Source organism: Janthinobacterium goodfellowi (assembly GCF_051380695.1).
In the GTDB taxonomy this organism is placed as follows: domain Bacteria; phylum Pseudomonadota; class Gammaproteobacteria; order Burkholderiales; family Burkholderiaceae_D; genus Janthinobacterium.
Map to the genome: position 1 here is coordinate 325,924 of NZ_JBNYXN010000002.1, position 16,000 is coordinate 341,923.

The window sequence follows — 16,000 nt, forward strand, 5'->3', positions numbered from 1 at the left end:
CGGTCAGTGGCGGGCGCGATGGCGAGGACGGGGTCAGGCGGCCAGCTGGCCCGTGGCGTGCATGCCCAGGCCCGCCAGCAGGCTGTCCATGTCCAGCACGATGAGCATGCGCTCGTCGAGGGCGCCGATGGCCGTCACGTGGCCGGCCACGGCCGAGCCGTGCAGCTGCGGCGGCGGCTTGATCTGCGCCGGCGCCAGCGGCACCACGTCGGCCACGCGGTCGACCACGATGCCGGTGGCGCCATGCGCGAAGACGAGGATGATCACCACCGTCGAGGCGTCGTACGCGGGCTCGGCCTGGCCCAGCGCGATGCGCAGGTCGAGCAGCGGCACGATGCTGCCGCGCAGGTGGATGAAACCCTTGAGGAAGGCGGGCGCATTGGCGATGCGGGTGACGGCGCCGTAGCCGCGGATTTCCTGCACCAGGCCGATGTCGATCGCATATTCCTCCTTGCCGAGTCCGAAGACCAGCAATTCGCGGGCACCCGCTTGCGCCGGTTGTCCCGCTGCCGCGGCATGTGTGGTGGTCGTTTCCATGTGCTTGCTCCTGTCAGGTGCTGCGTGATGCCTGAGACTGCGAAGGGTGCCGGGCGGGATTCAAGTCTGCTCGACGCGGTTGCGGCCATTCTTCTTGGCCAGGTACAGGGCGGCGTCGGCCTGCATGAAGCCGGCTTTCCAGTCGCCGTTGTGGGGCAGCGGCGCCAGGCCGATGCTGATCGTCGCCGTGATGGACGCGTGCTCGAAATCGATGTGCGCCGCGGCCACGGCAAGGCGGATGCGCTCGGCCACCTGGCGCGCCTTGGCCAGGTCCGTATGGGGGAACAGCAAGCCGAATTCCTCGCCGCCCACGCGGGCGACGACATCGGCCGCCCGTGCCTGGGCCAGGATCGTGGCCGCGACGGCTTGCAGCACGGCGTCGCCGGCGGCGTGGCCATGCTGGTCGTTGACCAGCTTGAAGAAATCGATGTCGGCGATGCCGATGGTCATCGGATGGCCCGAGCGCCTGGCCCGCGCGGCCGAGCGCACGGCGTCGGTCTCGAAGGCGCGTCGGTTGGGCAGCTGGGTCAGGGGATCGCTGAGGGCGATGCGCTGCAACTGCTGCCAGCGGGCCGCATTCTGCTGTTCGAGGGCGAGTTCGCGGCGCTGGTCGATGAAAAAGGCCCCCATGAAGTTTTCGTCGTCCAGCGTGCCCAGATCCATGGCCTTGAGCACGATGGGCAGCATCGAACCATCGCGGTGGCGAATGGCGAAATGGCGCTTGTGGCCCAGCACCCTGGACTTCTTGTGACCGGCAAGGTAGGCGCCGATCCGCGCGCCATGCTGCTCGCGCACGGCGTCGGGCAGCAGCGCCTCGATCCGCTGGCCCGGCAGGCTGCCTGCGTCATAACCGCTCAGTGCATACATGGCGTCGTTCGCATAGCGGATGCGCGAGCCCGCATCGATGATGACGGCGGCGTCGTCGGCTGCGTCGAGCAGACGCAAGGCCAGGGTTTTGTTCATGTGCTTGTCCCCTACAAAGAAGGCGGAGATACCGGGCGGTCGCGGCAATCAGGCTTGCCGCATCGCCTTGCGTTCTCCTTTGATCTCATCATACACCAAATAAAAATGATTTCAACGAATATTGTGATTTTCATGATTTGTGTTGATTTTTGCACAGTCAGGCTCAGGCTCGGACGGCGTAAAAAAGCCTGCCACTTCGGTTTTCTCTATGGATTGGTAAATTTTTTACGCGTCTCATCCTCCTGTTCGGCAGGAAAAATCATTTTTCGTGAATTTATTTATTGTATTTGGTGAATTTATGCAGCAAAATGCAGTGAAGCAATACCAGTCACTGCGGATAGAGGAGATGGACATGCATACGACGATGTCGGCAAGCAGCAGCAAAGAGGCGGACAACGGTTATCCACACGAGGTGCAGGTCCGTCATCCGTCCGTGCGGCGCCTGAAGGCGATCGGCTACCTGGCCCTGTTGCTGGCCCTGTTGCTGGCCGTGGTGCCGGCCGCCGCCTGCATCGCGACGGGGCACGCGGGTGTGCCGGTGCTGTTCAGCACCACGTGCGGCGTGGTGTCGTGCGTGGCGCCGCCTGGCAGCGTGCCCGGCTGGTAGTGAACCTTACCAGGCCTGGCTGACGGCATGGATCAGCAGGCCTGCCAGGCCGCCCACGATGGTGCCGTTGATGCGGATGAATTGCAGGTCGCGCCCGATGGCCAGTTCGATGCGTTCGCTCATTTCTTCCTTGCTCCACAAGTCGAGCCGGCCGGCGATGAAGGCGCCCACTTCGCCCCGGTAACGGCGCACCAGCGCGCCGCTGCCGGCGACGATGGCGCCGTTCAGCCATCTGCGCGCATGGCCGTCCTTGCCCAGTACCTGGCCCGTGTTGCGCGCCACGCTGGCGATCGCTTGCGCCAGCACGGGGGCATCCGCGTGCAGGTCGGCCAGCAGGCGCGCGCGGATGGCGTCCCACAGCTCGCCCAGCATCGCTTGCACCGTATCGCTGGCGATCAGTTGCAGCTGGTAGCGGCGCACCGTGTCCTGCCACTGCGGGTCGGCCTTCAGGTGCAGCGCGCTGTCGGCGATCCAGCCGGCGATGCGCTGGCGCAGCGGATGGGCCGGGTCGATGCGCACGGCGAGCGCGAATTTTTGCAGCGAGGCGATCATGCGCGGCTCGTATGCCTTCACGGCCTTTTTCACGAGCGCGTTCTCGATCTGGAAGGCGCCCAGCACGAAGTCGCCGATGGCGGCGTGGTGCGCCTCGTCGTCCAGGTAGGCGGCGCCGCGGTCGAGCAGGAAGTCCAGCAGCTGCTGCGGCTTGCCGTCGGCGATCAGCGCGTCGATGCAGTCGGCCGCCACGTCCGATACATTCAGTTGCGCCAGGTAGCCGCTGGCCTGCTCGCGCAGCAGGCGGCCCAGCGTGTCGTGGTCGGCCATCGCCAGCAGCTGTTTCACCACGCCGGCGCTGGCCATGCCCAGTTGCCGCGCATGGACCTCGTCACTGAGCCAGGTGCCCAGGCGCGCGGCGGGATCGGCTTGCACGATGCGCTCGGCGATGCCTTGCTCGGTAATGAAATGGTTTTCCACGAAGGCGCCCAGGCTGCGCCCGATGTCGGTCTTGCTGTTCGGGATGATGGCCGTGTGCCACAGGGGGATGCCCAGCGGGTGGCGGAACAGGGCGACGACGGCGAACCAGTCGGCGATCGCGCCCACCATCGATGCTTCGGCGAATGCCTCCACATAGCCCCAGGCGGGGTGGCCGCCCCGTTGCGAGCGGGCCACGGCGAAGACCAGCGCGGCGAGCAGCAGCAGGCCGGCGGCCAGCAGCTGCATGTTGCGCAGGCGCGCGCGCTTGAGCTGGTCCGTGCTCCGGTCCAGCTGGGCGATGAGGTCGGGGGAAGGTTGCATGGATGGCGGTCTGCACGGTTGCGAGACCGCCATCTTACTGCGATGGCGCAGTGACGCGCTTACTGTTGCGGATGCAGCAGCGAACGGCGGCGCGCGTAGCCGAAATAGATGACCAGGCCGATCACCAGCCAGATGGAAAAGGCCATCCAGGTGACCCAGCTGAGGAAGGTCATCAGGCCCACGCACAGGATCACGGCCAGCGCCGGCACGAACGGTACGCCGGGGCAGCGGAAGGCGCGCGGCAGATCCGGGCGCTTCTTGCGCAGCACCACCACGGCGACGGAGACCATGGTGAAGGCGGCCAGGGTGCCAATGTTGATCAGTTCAGCGAGGATGTTGAGCGGGATCGTGGCGGCGATCAGGCCGAAGACGATGCCGACCAGCCAGGTGGCGAAGAACGGCGTGTGGAAGCGCGGGTGCACGGTCGACAGGCGCTTGGGCAGCAGGCCGTCGCGCGACATGGCGAAGATGATGCGCGTCTGGCCGAAGGCCATCACGAGGATCACGGTGGTCATGCCGAGGATGGCGCCCAGGTCGACGAAGCCGGCGATCCAGTTTTCGCCCGCATACTGCAGGGCCAGCGAGACGGGATGGTCGACGCCGAGGAATTTCTGGTACGGCACGATGCCCGTCATGATGGCCGAGACCACCACGTACAGCACGGCGCACACGGCCAGCGAGCCGATGATGCCGATGGGCAGGTCGCGCGACGGTTTCTTGACTTCCTCGGCGGCCGAGGTGACGGCGTCGAAGCCGATGAAGGCGAAGAAGACGAGGGCGGCGGCGCTCAGCATGCCGTGGTAGCCGAACGGCATGTAGGGTTGCCAATTGGCCGGCTGCACGTGGCGCGCGCCGAAGATGATGAACAGCAGCACCACGCCCACCTTGATGGCCACCATGATGTTGTTCAGGCGCGCCGATTCGCGCACGCCCCAGCCCAGCATGGCCGTCAGCAGCAGCATGATGACAAGGGCAGGCAGGTTGATGAAGGTGGTCACGCCGGGCAGGGCGCCCGGGGCGGCCGTCAGGGCCACGGGCAAGGCGATGCCAAAGCCCGACAGCAGCGACTGGAAGTAGCCCGACCAGCCGACGGAAACGGCGGCCGCGGCCAGGCCGTACTCGAGCAGCAAGTCCCAGCCTATCATCCAGGCGGCCAGCTCGCCCAAAGTCGCATAGCTGTAGGTGTAGATGGAGCCGGCCACGGGCACGGTGGAAGCGAATTCCGCATAGCAGAGGGCGGCGAAGCAGCAGGCGACGGCCGCCACGACGAACGACAGCGACAGGGCGGGGCCGGCCGTCAGCGCACCCGTGCCGGTAAGCACGAAAATACCGGTGCCGACGATGGCGCCTATGCCCATGAGCACAAGGTCGAAGGGCCCCAGCACCTTGGCCAGTCCTCCCGGTTTCTTGCTGTGGGCGATCATGTCATCCAAATTCTTGGTTCTAAATAAGCTCACTGTGTCTCCTGGTGGTTTTTGTCATGGCGCCATTGCCGCCTCGTGAGTAGCACGACGCAGCCAGATTCTAGCCCACGCGCCCGTGATTCCAGAAGGAAAACCGTACGCTACCGTGCGCGCCGGCCCCGGAAACTTGTCCGGCAGGCAAAAAAAACAGCCCCGGACGGTGGGCCGGGGCTGGAAAGGAGACTGCTACAAATGGTTACTTGGAAAAGTGTGCTTCGATCTCTTCCAAGGTCTTGCCTTTGGTCTCCGGCAGCAAAAACGCGGCGGCCAGGAAATACAGCACGGTGCAGCCGGCGCCGAAGAAGAACAGGGTCGAGTAACCGTGCAAGTCCACGGTCGGCAGGAAGATGGCGGCGATCACGGTCGAGACGAACTGGTTCACCAGCAGGGCGATGCTCATGCCGTTCGAGCGGATGCGCGTCGGCATCAGCTCGGACAGGGCCAGCCACACGCACACGCCTGGTCCCGCGGCAAAGCTGGAGACGAACACGCAGATGGCGATCGCCACCAGCCAGCCGTGCGTGGACGGAGGCACGGGGCCCAGGCTGGCTTTCTCGATGCGCAGCGGCGCCTCGCGCCCGGCGGCCGGGTCGGCGAACGGATTGAGGTGCAGCTTGCGGAAGAACACGCCGATCACGCTGTCGGCCTGCACGGCGTCTTCGCGGGCGATCGTCACCTGGCGCAGCACGGGGTCGTCGCTGCGCAGGCTTTTCACGTTGGTGAACGGGCCGTAGGCATAGGCGATGGTCAGCTGCTGCGGCGTGCCGTCGGCGGCCGCGCCCAGGGCCGTCAAGGTGGCCGCATCGAGGTGCACGGCCAGGCCGTCGTTCTGCACTTGGGCGGCGATGGCGGGGCGCACGTCGGCCAGGTGCGCTTCGGCGCCGCGGAACAGCAGGCCGGCCGCCAGCAGCGAGACGACGATGCCGCCCGTGCCCAGCATCAGCAGGAACTTGCGGCCCTTGCGGTCCACCAGCAGCACGGCTACCACCGTCATCACGGCGTTCAGCACCTTCAACAGGACGTCCGCCATGTTGGCCGAGGCGCCCGACAGGCCTGCCTGGTTCAGGATATTGACGACATAGGCGAGGATGGAATTGATGCCCGTCGCCTGCGTGCAGGCGAGGATCAGGCAGGCCAGCAGGAAGGGCAGCACGTAGCGGCGGCTCAAGAGCGGGTCTTTTGTCCTGGCATGGCCGCTGGCCTTGGCCGCGTTCTCGGGCGTATCGAGCATTTCGCGCAGTTCCAGGTCGGCGGCGGCGGGCAGGCGCGTGCGCAGCAGCGACTGGCGCGCCTGTTCGACGCGGCCGCGGCGCGCCAGCCAGCGCGGCGACTCGGCCAGCAGCAGGGCGCCGACGGTAAATACGAGGCCAGGCGCCAGGCAGACCCAGAAGATGCTGCGCCATGCGTGGTCCTTGGCCGCGAAGATGGCGGCGATGCGGCCCGCTTCCGGCAACGCCTGCGCCGCCTGCGTGGCCGTTTCCACCGTCTGCGCCTGCAACAGGCCGATCAGGGCGGCGGCCACCAGGCCGATGGTCAGCAGCAGCTGGAACAGGGCGGCGCCGCGCCCACGCTGCTGCGCGGGCAGGCATTCGGCCAGGTACAGGGGCACGACGACGCCGATCAAGCCGCCGCTGATGCCTTGCAGCAGGCGGCCCAGCAGCAGCGGCGTGTAGCCGTCGGCCAGGGCGATCAGCGGGATGCTGGCGCTGAACAGGGCGCCCGCCAGGAACATCACCCAGCGCCGGCCCAGGATATCGGCCAGGGCGCCGGCGAACAGCGACGACAGCACTGAACCCAGGAGCACGGCGGCGACGATAAAGCTCAGCTGCTGGGCCGTCAGTTTCCAGGCCACGGAGGCCGTCGATTCCAGGTAGGGCAGGGCGCCGGCGATGATGCCGATGTCTATGCCGTACAGCAATCCCCCCATGCCGGCAATAAATAGCAGGTAGCGCATGGCCCACACGGGGGCCTTGTGTGACGTGTCGTGCATGGTAACTCCGGGACGGGGTTGAGGTAGGTTGAGGTGGTCTAGCGGGTGGAAAGATCGATGGCCGCGCCTTCGACGAAGACGGACACTGGCTGTAGTGTGGAATCGAGGACGACGATATCGGCCCAGGCGCCCGGTGCCAAACGGCCCCGTTCGGATTCGCCCAGGTAATCGGCCGGGTACAGCGACAGGCGGTTCGAGGCGTCGGCCAGGTCCAGGCCCAGGTCGACGAAATTGCGCAGGGCCTGGTCCATGGTCAGCACGCTGCCGGCCAGCGAGCCCGTGGCCAGGCGCACGCAGCCCATGCATTTGTAGACGCGCTGCGTGCCCAGGCCGTATTCGCCATCGGGCATGCCGGTGGCCGAGGTGGCGTCCGTCACGCCGTACAGGCGCGGGATGGCGCGCAGGGCCGCGCGCAGGGCGCCCTTGGCCACGTGCTGCAGGTCGGGGATGATTTCCGCGTATTCGGCATGCGCCAGCGCCGCGCCCACCATGCCGGGGTCGTAATGGGTCATGCCCGTCATGCCGTTGTACAGGTGGGTGAAGCCCGAGACGCCGGCCTTGAGCGCCGCCACGCCTTCGTCATACGTGCCGGCGCTGTGGCCGATCTGCACGCGGATGCCCATCGCCGCCAGTTGCGGGATCAGCTCCAGATGGCCGGGGATTTCCGGCGCCATGGTCAAGACCTTGATGGGGGCGATGGCGTGAAAGCGCTGCACCAGCGCCAGGCTCGCCTGCACCACGTCGGGCGGCTGCGCGCCCAGGCGGCGCAGGTTCAAAAATGGTCCTTCCAGGTGCACGCCCAGCATGCGCGCGCCATTGGCGGGACGTTCGGCGATGACGCCGGCCAGGCCTTGCAGCGCGCGCACGATCGACGGCTCCTTGGCCGTCAGCGTGGTGCCCAGCAGGGCCGTGGTGCCGTGGCGCGCATGTACCTGCGCCACGGTGGCGCCCGCGTTTGCGCCTTCCATGATGTCGACGCCGGCCGCGCCATGCACGTGCAGGTCGATGAAGCCGGGCAGGATGGTCAGCGCGCTGTCGGCGGCAGGGTCTTCCTGTATCTGGACGATGCGCTGGTCAAAAGTGATGGTGCCCGTGATCCAGCCAGATGGGGTAAGGATTCTGCCGCTCAGCATGTGTTATTCCGCTATAAAAAGTTCGATGCCCAGCTTTTGCAGCCCTTCGCGGTATTCCTGGCTGATGCTGGCATCGGTGATGACGGTATCGACGCGGTCCAGCTGCACGATGCGGTGCAGGCTGACGCGGCCGAACTTCGAGGCGTCCGTGAGGACGATGATTTTCTTGGCCCGTTCCACCATCTTGTGGTTCAGGCTTGCTTCCGCTTCGTGGTGGGTGGTGACGCCGAACTGCAGGTCGAAGCCGTCCACGCCCAGGAACAGCTTGTCGAAGCTGTAGGCCTGCAAGCAGGTTTCGGCCTGGCTGCCCTGGATCGACAGCGACTGCTTGCGCAGCAGACCGCCCGTGAGGATCAGGTCCACGCCGGGCGCGTCGGCCAGTTCCCACGCGATGTTCAGGCCATTCGTGGCCACCGTCACGCCGGTCGCGTCGCGCAGATGGCGCGCCAGCGAGATGGTGGTGGTGCCCGAATCGATGATGATGTTGTCGCCCGGTTCCACCAGCCGCGCCGCATAGGCGCCGATGCGCTCCTTCTGCTCGTGGTTGATGGCGTCCTTCTGGCGTATCGTGTGCTCGGGCGGCGGCGTGCGCGTCAGGGTCGCGCCGCCGTGGCTGCGCGTGGCCATGCCTTGCGCTTCCAGCGCATTCAAGTCGCTGCGGATGGTGACCGCGGACACGCCGAGCTTTTCCACCAGATCGGTCACCTGCACCGAGCCCTGCTGGGCAAGCATTTGGAGGATGGATTCACGGCGTTGGCTGGTATTTCGCATGGTGGCGGGCTCAGTAAAAAATGAAAATACCGAGCTTAACAGATTGCCGCTTCGGCAATGACGGCCACTGCCGCATTGCGGTTGCAGGCGCGCGCATATTGCGCCAGCAAGCTGCCGATCTTGTGCTCGATCAAGGCCAGCGCCTGCGCCGGCAGGCTGCCCTGCACCACGGCCGCATACTGTTCCGGCAAATGCTGGCTCAGCAGCGGCAGCGGAATCGCCACGGCATCGAGGTTGGCCAGCAGCTTGCCGACGGCAGCCGCCACTTCCGGCTCGCCCCAGTAATAGCGGCAGCGGTCGCTCAAGCCGTAGCGGCGCATCAATCGCTGTTCTTCCGGCGTGCCCAGGTAATGCTTGATCCAGTTCTTCGGCTTGGCCACCATGACGTCGTCGAGCACCTGCATCAGCTGCGAGGTGGCGTGCGCCGGCAGCAGTTCTTCCTCGATCTGGCACAGGGCGAACAGCGCCTCGCGCAGGGCGAAGGTGGCGGCCGGGCCCACTTTCAGGATGGCGAAATGGTCACGCACCATGGCGTGCAGCGCCGATTCGCGCTGGTAGTCGGTCGAGTGGGCTTCGAACACGAGGCCAGGCTGCTCGGCCACGAAGGCCGACAGTTCGGCGGCGGCATCCGCATCGTAGTGCTGGATGCTGCTCTGGTCGAAATCGACGCCCGGCTGCACCACCATGGCGATGACGCGGCGCCAGGCGCCATGCAGCTCGCTCTCCATGAAGGCGCGGCGGTGCACGTCGAGGGTGCGGCGCGCGGCCTGCGGGCTGGTGACGGCGCCGGCCTGCGCCAGCGATGCTTCGCCGCCGGGAACCGGCACTTCCGTGCCGATCACGTAGACGGGCGGCGCGAAGCCGGCCGCGGCGGCAGCCGCTTCGGCGACGATGCACAGGCGCGCCGAACGGGCGGCCACGGTTTCATCGTCGAGCTGCAAGGGATCATCGGCACAGCGCATGCTGCAATCGAGGTGGATTTTATGGAAGCCGGCCGCCGCATACGCGGCGATCAGGGTCTCGGCGTGGCCCATGGCGGTGGCCGCATCGAGGTGCTGCCAGGCGTTCGGGCCCAGATGGTCGCCGCCCAGCACCAGGCGCTCGGTCGGGAAACCCTGTTCCCGGGCCAGTGCCAGCATGGTGTCGCGGAAAACGTTTGGTGTCATGCCCGTGTAGCCGCCGAACTGGTCGACCTGGTTCGACGTCGCCTCGACCAGCAGCACGGTGTCGTATTCGCTGGCCACGCGCATGGCGGCGCGCAGCACGCTCGGGTGGCTGCAGCAGACGGCGTACAGGCCCACGCGCTCGCCGCGGCGGTGCGCCTTGATCACTTGCTGGATCGGTGACAGGGTAAAACCCGGGTTTTCCGCTTGCTTCATCATGTTGACGCCTTTATATGTTGTCGTATCAAAAGGGCCGCGCCGCGCGCGCCGCCTGCGTCGCCAAAGCGGGGCGGCAGGATGGGTGGCACGTGCACGCCGGGGAACAGGTGGCGCTTGACGGCGGCCGGCAGCTTGTCGTACAGGTGCGGCAATTTGGACAGGCCGCCGCCGAGCACGATGACGTGCGGGTCGTAGGCCAGTACCAGGCCGGCCAGGGCGTGGCCCAGCAAGTCGAGATGCACGGCCACCGTGCGTTCGGCCACGGCGTCGCCCATGTTGGCGCGTGCCACGATGGCCAGCGGTTCGGCGCCATCGCCGCCAAAGTGCGCATGGAGTTTGCTCATGGCGGGGCCGGAGACGTAGCGTTCCAGGCAGCCCGCCTTGCCGCACGGGCAGGCGTAATCGATCAGGCCATGCTGCGCCAGCAGGGTGGCGGGCAGGCTCCAGTGGCCCCATTCGCCGGCCACGCCGTTAAAGCCGCGCAGCAGCTGGCCGCCCACGCAATAGCCGCCGCCGGCGCCCGTGCCGAGGATGGCGCCGAACATGCTGGCGGCATGGTCGGCCGCGCCGCCTTGCGCTTCCGATAGGGCGAAACACTGGCAATCGTTGCCGATGGCGACAGGGCGCTGCAAGGCTTGCTGCAGGGTTTGCGCCACCAGGCGGCCGTTCAGGGCCGGCACGTTGGAGCTCAGTTGCCGGCCGCTGGCGCTGTCGATCACGCCGGGCAAGCCGATACCGACAGGCGCCGTCGTGCCCAGCGCCGCGTCGCCGCGCGCCACCAGGTCGACGATCGCCTGCACGAAGGCGCTAAAATCGTCGCCCGGCGTGGCCACCCGCTCACGGAATACCTCGCTCAGCGCGCCGTCGCGGTCGGCAAAGGCGACCAGCTCCATCTTGCTGCCGCCGATGTCGATGCCGTGGTAGCCGGCCGTGTGATTAGAATTGGTCATGGCCATAGATGGTGACGCCCTGCACGACACGGTTGACGATGCCGCCGGCGAATGGATTGTCGGGGCGCAATTGCAGCAGCGCGGACTGGTGCAGCGCATATTGCTGCGCCATCAGCAGCCACAGCGGGGCCAGCCAGGCGTCGGGCCAGGCCGGCGCGTCGGCCGACAGGTCGCCGCCGATGCCGACCGTCAGGCACGTCTGCGCCACGCTGTCGCGCTGCAGTTCCTTGAGCAAATCATATTCGTACTGGCGCGCCAGTGGCTTGCTGCTGCGCAGCAGGATCACCAGGGACTCCGTGGTGACGGCCGATTTCGGGCCATGGCGGAAACCCAGCGGGGTATTCGCCATCGCCATCACGCGGCCGCCCGTCAATTCCAGGATTTTCAGGGCCGCTTCCTTGGCCAGTGCTTCCAGCGGGCCGCTGCCCAGGTAGACCACGCGCTGCACGGGTATCGAGCCCAGGTCCGCCACGGGGGCCGACCAGTCGCGCAGGGCGTCTTCGCCCAGTTGCGCCAGGGTCTCCAGGCGCGCCACGTCGACGTCCTTGCCCAGTACCGACAGGGCTGCCAGCAGCATGCTGGAAAAGCTGCTGGTCATGGCGAAGCCGCGGTCGCAGCTGCCTTCCGGCATCAGCAGGTTATACGTATTGCTGTCGTTGGCGCCCTGGCGCGCCAGCTTGCCATCGGCGTTGCAGGTGATGTTCAGGAAGCGCGCGCCGGGCACGACCTGGCGCAGCAGCTCCACGGCCGCCAGGCTTTCCGGGCTGTCGCCGCTGCGGGCAAACGAGACGAGCAGGGTGGGCGCATCCGCTTCCAGGTACAGCTCATGGTGCGTCAGCAGGGTGGTCGTGGCGATGGCGCGGATCTGCGCGGGCCAGGCCGTGTTCAGGGTGTCGACGACGATTTCGCCCACATACGCCGAGCTGCCGGCGCCCGTCAGGATCACGCGTTGCTGTGGATTGGACAGCGCGTCGCCCAGGAAGGCGGCCAGGCTGGCTTGCTCCTTGCGCAAAATGCCGGCCAGCGCGCGCCAGATGGTGGGCTGGTGGACGATTTCCTCGGCCGTGTGCAGGCCGCCGATGTCGCGCCAGGTTTGAATGTCACGCTGAAGAAGGGTGGTCATGAGAGGTCAGTAAAGTGTTTGTTGGAGAAAGCATAAATACTAAATTTCGAAAAGTCAAATACGAAAGTAAAACGAAAGTAAATAGTTGTGTGACTTGCGAAATAATGGTGTCGTATTGGCGTTTTCCTGGACCGTAGTCATGTTGCGGTGCCGCATGAAACCCAGTCCTGCTGCCGCCTGTCGCTGAAATGCCACGATAACGAAAGTATGTTTTGTAACATTTTGGTGAAACGTAAGAAAAATGCGCCAATTCTGGGCATTTTATTAATAAATAGGCTGAATAACTTTCTTTTGATTGACGATATTTATTTTTCTTCTTAAAGTATTTCCATCACTTCGATTTTCTGAAAGCCAGCAGATGAAACCTCTCCCGCTTCCCCGCCGCGCCCTTGCCGCCTGTGTCCTCGCCGCTCTTGCCACCCTGGCCGCCCCTGGCCTGCAAGCCGCGCCTATCGGCAATCTGCAGTCGCTCTCCGCCGTGCAGGCGGCCGACGTGGCCAAGGGCGAGGCGCTGGGCTGGGATCTGCGCAGCGACACGGGCGTGCAGCTGCGTATCAGCCTGCCGCAGGCGGACGTGCTGCGTATCCAGGCGGGCGGCAAGGGGGGCTTGACGGGCCCCGGCGACAAGGCCGCGCCCATCGTCGTGGGCCAGCCCGCCGCGCAGGTGGCCTACCAGATCAAGGAACAGCCGGACCATATCCTGATCACCACGGATGCGTTGAGCCTGCGCATCGACCGCAAACCCCTGCGCTTCACGCTGCTGCGCGCCGGCGACGACGTGCCCCTGTGGCGCGAGGTGCAGCCGCTGTCGCTCGACGACAAGCAGGGCGTGCAGGTGCTATCGAGCTTGCCGGGCGAGCGCTACTTCGGCGGCGGCCAGCAGAATGGGCGTTTCGAGTTCAAGGGCAAGCAGGTGCCCGTGTCGTATTCGGGCGGCTGGGAAGAGGGCGACCGCCCGAATCCCGCGCCATTTTTGATGAGTTCACGGGGCTGGGGCGTGCTGCGCAATACCTGGTCCGACGGGCACTACGATTTGCGCGACAAGGAACAGATCTCGCTGCAGCACGCGGAAGGGCGCTTCGATGCGTATTTCTTCGTTGGCAGGGACTTGCGCGACGTCGTCGCCCGCTACACGGACTTGACGGGCCGCGCGCGCATGCTGCCGCGCTGGGCGCTCGAATACGGCGATGCCGATTGCTACAACGATGGCGACAACGTGAAAAAGCCCGGTTCCGTGCCCAAAGGCTGGACCGACGGCCCCACGGGCAAGACGCCGGACGTGGTGGAAACCGTGGCGCGCCAGTACCGCGAACACGACATGCCGGGCGGCTGGATCTTGCCCAACGACGGCTATGGCTGCGGCTACACGAACTTGCCGGAAACGGTGAAGGGCCTGGCCGGCTATGGCTTCCGCACGGGCCTGTGGACGGAAAACGGCGTCGACAAGATCGCCTGGGAAGTGGGCCAGGCGGGCAGCCGCGTGCAAAAGCTGGACGTGGCGTGGACGGGCAAGGGCTACCAGTTCGCCATGGATGCGAACAAGTCCGCCTACGACGGCATCCTGAACAACTCCGACAGCCGCCCGTTTTTGTGGACGGTGATGGGCTGGGCCGGCATCCAGCGCTACGCCGTGGCGTGGACGGGCGACCAGAGCGCCAGCTGGGACTACATCCGCTGGCACATCCCGACCCTGATCGGCTCGGGCCTGTCCGGCCAGGCGTATGCCTCGGGCGACGTGGATGCCATCTTCGGCGGCAGCCCGGAAACCTATCTGCGCGACTTGCAGTGGAAGAGTTTTACGCCCGTCCTGATGGGCATGTCCGGCTGGGCCGCGGCCGAGCGCAAGCATCCGTGGTGGTTCGAGCAACCGTACCGCGACATCAACCGCCGCTATCTGAAGCTCAAGATGCGTTTGACGCCGTACATGTACACGCTGGTGCGCGAAGCGGAGCAATCGGGCGCGCCGCTGGTGCGCGGCCTGATGTGGGATTATCCGCAAGACCCGGCCGCCTACACGGAAGCCTACAAATACCAGTTCCTGCTGGGCCGCGACGTGCTGGTGGCGCCCGTCTACCGCAGCCAGGCCGTCAGCGGCGGCTGGCGCAAGGGCATCCACCTGCCGCAAGGCACGTGGTACGACTACTGGGATGGCCGCCAGGCCACGGCGGACGCGAAAGGGCGCGACCTCGATCTTCAGGTCACGCTGGACAAGCTGCCCGTGTTCGTGCGTGCCGGCGCCATCCTGCCCATGTATCCGGAAATGCTGTACGACGGCCAGAAGCCGAAAGACCAGCTGACCCTCGATATCTACCCGCACGGCGATTCCGAATACACCCTGTATGAAGACGATGGCAACACGCGCCAGTACCAGGGCGGCGCCTTCAGCCAGCAAATCATCCGCATGCGCCAGACGGGCGCCGACGTGCAGGTCGACATCGGTGCCGTCGATGGCAAGTACCAGGGCCAGGAAGCGCGCCGCGGCTATGCGCTGCGCATGCTGGCGGGCCAGCGACCTGCAGCCGTCAAGGCGGGCGAACGGCTGCTCGCGGCATCCGCCGACCGCGCCGCCTACGACAAGGCGTCCGAAGGCTGGTATTTCGACGCGGCCGACCGGCAAGGCACCCTGCATGTGAAAGTGGCGGCGCAGGACGTCCGCCAGCCCTTGACCTTGCAGGTGGCCGGCGCGCTCGCGGTAGCGAGAATCGATGCCGACTTCCCCGTCGCCCCCGTGCCGGGCCGCGCCTTGCCGGCCGACGCCATGCAGGTGGTGGCGCGTCCTGCGGAAGAAAGCGGCTATCCGCTGGAAAACGCCTTCGACGGCAAGCCGGAGACCTGGTTCCGCACCGTGCGCAGCCCGTCCGTGAAAAGCGGTCCGCATGAATGGGTGATCGGCTTTACGGAACGCCGCCTCGTCGATGGCATCGAACTGGCGCCGCGCAACGACCAGCACTGGAAGCATGGCCAGGTGCGAGACTACGAAATCTACATCGGCGACAACAACGGCGAGTGGGGCGCGCCGCTTGCGCGGGGCACCCTCAAGCTGGAACAGGGCGTGCAGACGATCAATTTCCCCGCCACGGCCGGACGTTTGCTGCGCTTCCGCGTCATGAGCACGCAAAATCCGGAAGGCGATGGCGCCGCGTCCACCGACCCGATGGTGACGGCGGCGCAGGCCGGGCCGGTGGCACGCGCGTTCGACGCGGCGCTGGCGACCGACGTGGCGCCCGTGACCTTGTCCGAATTCCGCGTGCTCGAACACCGCGCGGCCGAAGGAGAAGAGGTGCAGCGCTATCTGTCGGACCTGGCGCTGCCGAAGACTGTCGCGAAAGACCGGCCGGCCGGCAAGGCCGCCGAGATGCGCATGAACGGGCTGTGGTTCCGCAAGGGCCTCGGCGTGGGACCCGCCAGCCGCATCGACTTGCAACTGGCGGGCAACTGGAATCTGCTGCGCGCCGACCTGGGCGTGGACGATAGCTGCCGCAGCGCGGGCGGCTTGCAATTCCAGGTCTGGAGCGGCGAGCGGCTGCTGTACGACAGCGGCCTGGTCACGGCTCCCGGGGTGGTCAAACCCGAAATCGACGTGCGCGGCCTGAGCCAGCTCAGTTTGCGCACCCTGGGCGCGCGCGGCGCCCACCCGGCCCAGGTCTGCGGCAACTGGGCCAACGCCGTACTGACCGGCACGGAGGGCGCGACGGTCAAGCCGCGCTAACTACTTCAATCATTTCACCAAAACGAGCCCCTCTTCGGACCGGGGAGGGGCTCTTGCAGCCTGACGAAAACAAATCACT

At 66.3% G+C, this 16,000-nt stretch carries 12 protein-coding genes and 1 pseudogene; 2 read left to right on the top strand and 11 right to left on the bottom strand.

Features of this window, described 5'->3' with window-relative positions; all coding sequences use genetic code 11:
* Positions 1-33: 33 nt before the first annotated feature.
* From ACQ4WQ_RS09495 to ACQ4WQ_RS09505, 3 genes and pseudogenes are all read right to left on the bottom strand, one after another.
* Positions 34-537: a chemotaxis protein CheW gene (locus ACQ4WQ_RS09495; protein WP_436496481.1), complete on the bottom strand. Its 504-nt coding sequence runs from the start codon at positions 535-537 to the stop codon at positions 34-36.
* Between the two features lie 60 nt (positions 538-597).
* A complete protein-coding gene (locus ACQ4WQ_RS09500) occupies positions 598-1,500 on the bottom strand; it encodes a GGDEF domain-containing protein (RefSeq protein WP_326459896.1) in 903 nt (300 codons plus the stop codon).
* Positions 1,469-1,552, bottom strand: a pseudogene (locus tag ACQ4WQ_RS09505) (hypothetical protein); the annotation flags it as partial. The pseudogene ACQ4WQ_RS09505 and the gene ACQ4WQ_RS09500, both read right to left, overlap by 32 nt.
* A 300-nt stretch (positions 1,553-1,852) precedes the next feature.
* Between ACQ4WQ_RS09505 and ACQ4WQ_RS09510 the strand changes: the two are divergent.
* Positions 1,853-2,107, top strand: a complete 255-nt coding sequence (locus tag ACQ4WQ_RS09510; RefSeq protein WP_436496484.1) for a hypothetical protein — start codon at positions 1,853-1,855, stop codon at positions 2,105-2,107.
* A 6-nt stretch (positions 2,108-2,113) separates the two neighbouring features.
* Here ACQ4WQ_RS09510 and ACQ4WQ_RS09515 read toward each other — a convergent pair whose 3' ends face one another.
* From ACQ4WQ_RS09515 to ACQ4WQ_RS09550, 8 genes are all read right to left on the bottom strand, one after another.
* Positions 2,114-3,400 (bottom strand): DUF445 domain-containing protein, encoded by a 1,287-nt coding sequence (locus ACQ4WQ_RS09515; RefSeq protein WP_436496486.1) that lies wholly within the window; start codon positions 3,398-3,400, stop codon positions 2,114-2,116.
* Positions 3,401-3,459: 59 nt separating this feature from the next.
* On the bottom strand, positions 3,460-4,857 hold the full coding sequence (gene bcaP, locus ACQ4WQ_RS09520; protein ID WP_326459903.1) for a branched-chain amino acid transporter BcaP: 1,398 nt from the start codon (positions 4,855-4,857) through the stop codon (positions 3,460-3,462).
* 202 nt (positions 4,858-5,059) lie between these two features.
* Complete coding sequence (locus ACQ4WQ_RS09525) at positions 5,060-6,853, bottom strand: MFS transporter (protein WP_436496488.1); 1,794 nt, start codon at positions 6,851-6,853, stop codon at positions 5,060-5,062.
* A gap of 38 nt (positions 6,854-6,891) precedes the next feature.
* On the bottom strand, positions 6,892-7,986 hold the full coding sequence (locus ACQ4WQ_RS09530; RefSeq protein ID WP_436496490.1) for an N-acetylglucosamine-6-phosphate deacetylase: 1,095 nt from the start codon (positions 7,984-7,986) through the stop codon (positions 6,892-6,894).
* A 3-nt stretch (positions 7,987-7,989) separates the two neighbouring features.
* A complete protein-coding gene (locus ACQ4WQ_RS09535) occupies positions 7,990-8,757 on the bottom strand; it encodes a DeoR family transcriptional regulator (protein WP_034781637.1) in 768 nt (255 codons plus the stop codon).
* 35 nt (positions 8,758-8,792) lie between these two features.
* The gene (locus ACQ4WQ_RS09540; protein WP_436497383.1) at positions 8,793-10,136 is read right to left on the bottom strand and encodes a D-tagatose-bisphosphate aldolase, class II, non-catalytic subunit; all 1,344 of its coding nucleotides are present in this window, start codon (positions 10,134-10,136) and stop codon (positions 8,793-8,795) included.
* On the bottom strand, positions 10,136-11,089 hold the full coding sequence (locus ACQ4WQ_RS09545) for an ROK family protein (protein ID WP_326459906.1): 954 nt from the start codon (positions 11,087-11,089) through the stop codon (positions 10,136-10,138). Before ACQ4WQ_RS09545 ends, ACQ4WQ_RS09540 begins: the two co-directional genes overlap by 1 nt.
* Complete coding sequence (locus ACQ4WQ_RS09550) at positions 11,076-12,212, bottom strand: AgaS family sugar isomerase (RefSeq protein WP_436496492.1); 1,137 nt, start codon at positions 12,210-12,212, stop codon at positions 11,076-11,078. Before ACQ4WQ_RS09550 ends, ACQ4WQ_RS09545 begins: the two co-directional genes overlap by 14 nt.
* A gap of 358 nt (positions 12,213-12,570) precedes the next feature.
* On the opposite strand from ACQ4WQ_RS09550, the gene ACQ4WQ_RS09555 reads away from it, so the two are divergent.
* Positions 12,571-15,921: a TIM-barrel domain-containing protein gene (locus tag ACQ4WQ_RS09555; protein WP_436496494.1), complete on the top strand. Its 3,351-nt coding sequence runs from the start codon at positions 12,571-12,573 to the stop codon at positions 15,919-15,921.
* Positions 15,922-16,000 lie beyond the last annotated feature (79 nt).

What these genes read in the sequence shown, in the direction of transcription:
- ACQ4WQ_RS09495 (WP_436496481.1), bottom strand. Translation starts at nt 537, where the DNA reads ATGGAAACGACCACCACACATGCCGCGGCAGCGGGACAACCGGCGCAA.
- ACQ4WQ_RS09500 (WP_326459896.1), bottom strand. Translation starts at nt 1,500, where the DNA reads ATGAACAAAACCCTGGCCTTGCGTCTGCTCGACGCAGCCGACGACGCC.
- ACQ4WQ_RS09510 (WP_436496484.1), top strand. Translation starts at nt 1,853, where the DNA reads ATGCATACGACGATGTCGGCAAGCAGCAGCAAAGAGGCGGACAACGGT.
- ACQ4WQ_RS09515 (WP_436496486.1), bottom strand. Translation starts at nt 3,400, where the DNA reads ATGCAACCTTCCCCCGACCTCATCGCCCAGCTGGACCGGAGCACGGAC.
- ACQ4WQ_RS09525 (WP_436496488.1), bottom strand. Translation starts at nt 6,853, where the DNA reads ATGCACGACACGTCACACAAGGCCCCCGTGTGGGCCATGCGCTACCTG.
- ACQ4WQ_RS09530 (WP_436496490.1), bottom strand. Translation starts at nt 7,986, where the DNA reads ATGCTGAGCGGCAGAATCCTTACCCCATCTGGCTGGATCACGGGCACC.
- ACQ4WQ_RS09535 (WP_034781637.1), bottom strand. Translation starts at nt 8,757, where the DNA reads ATGCGAAATACCAGCCAACGCCGTGAATCCATCCTCCAAATGCTTGCC.
- ACQ4WQ_RS09540 (WP_436497383.1), bottom strand. Translation starts at nt 10,136, where the DNA reads ATGAAGCAAGCGGAAAACCCGGGTTTTACCCTGTCACCGATCCAGCAA.
- ACQ4WQ_RS09545 (WP_326459906.1), bottom strand. Translation starts at nt 11,089, where the DNA reads ATGACCAATTCTAATCACACGGCCGGCTACCACGGCATCGACATCGGC.
- ACQ4WQ_RS09550 (WP_436496492.1), bottom strand. Translation starts at nt 12,212, where the DNA reads ATGACCACCCTTCTTCAGCGTGACATTCAAACCTGGCGCGACATCGGC.
- ACQ4WQ_RS09555 (WP_436496494.1), top strand. Translation starts at nt 12,571, where the DNA reads ATGAAACCTCTCCCGCTTCCCCGCCGCGCCCTTGCCGCCTGTGTCCTC.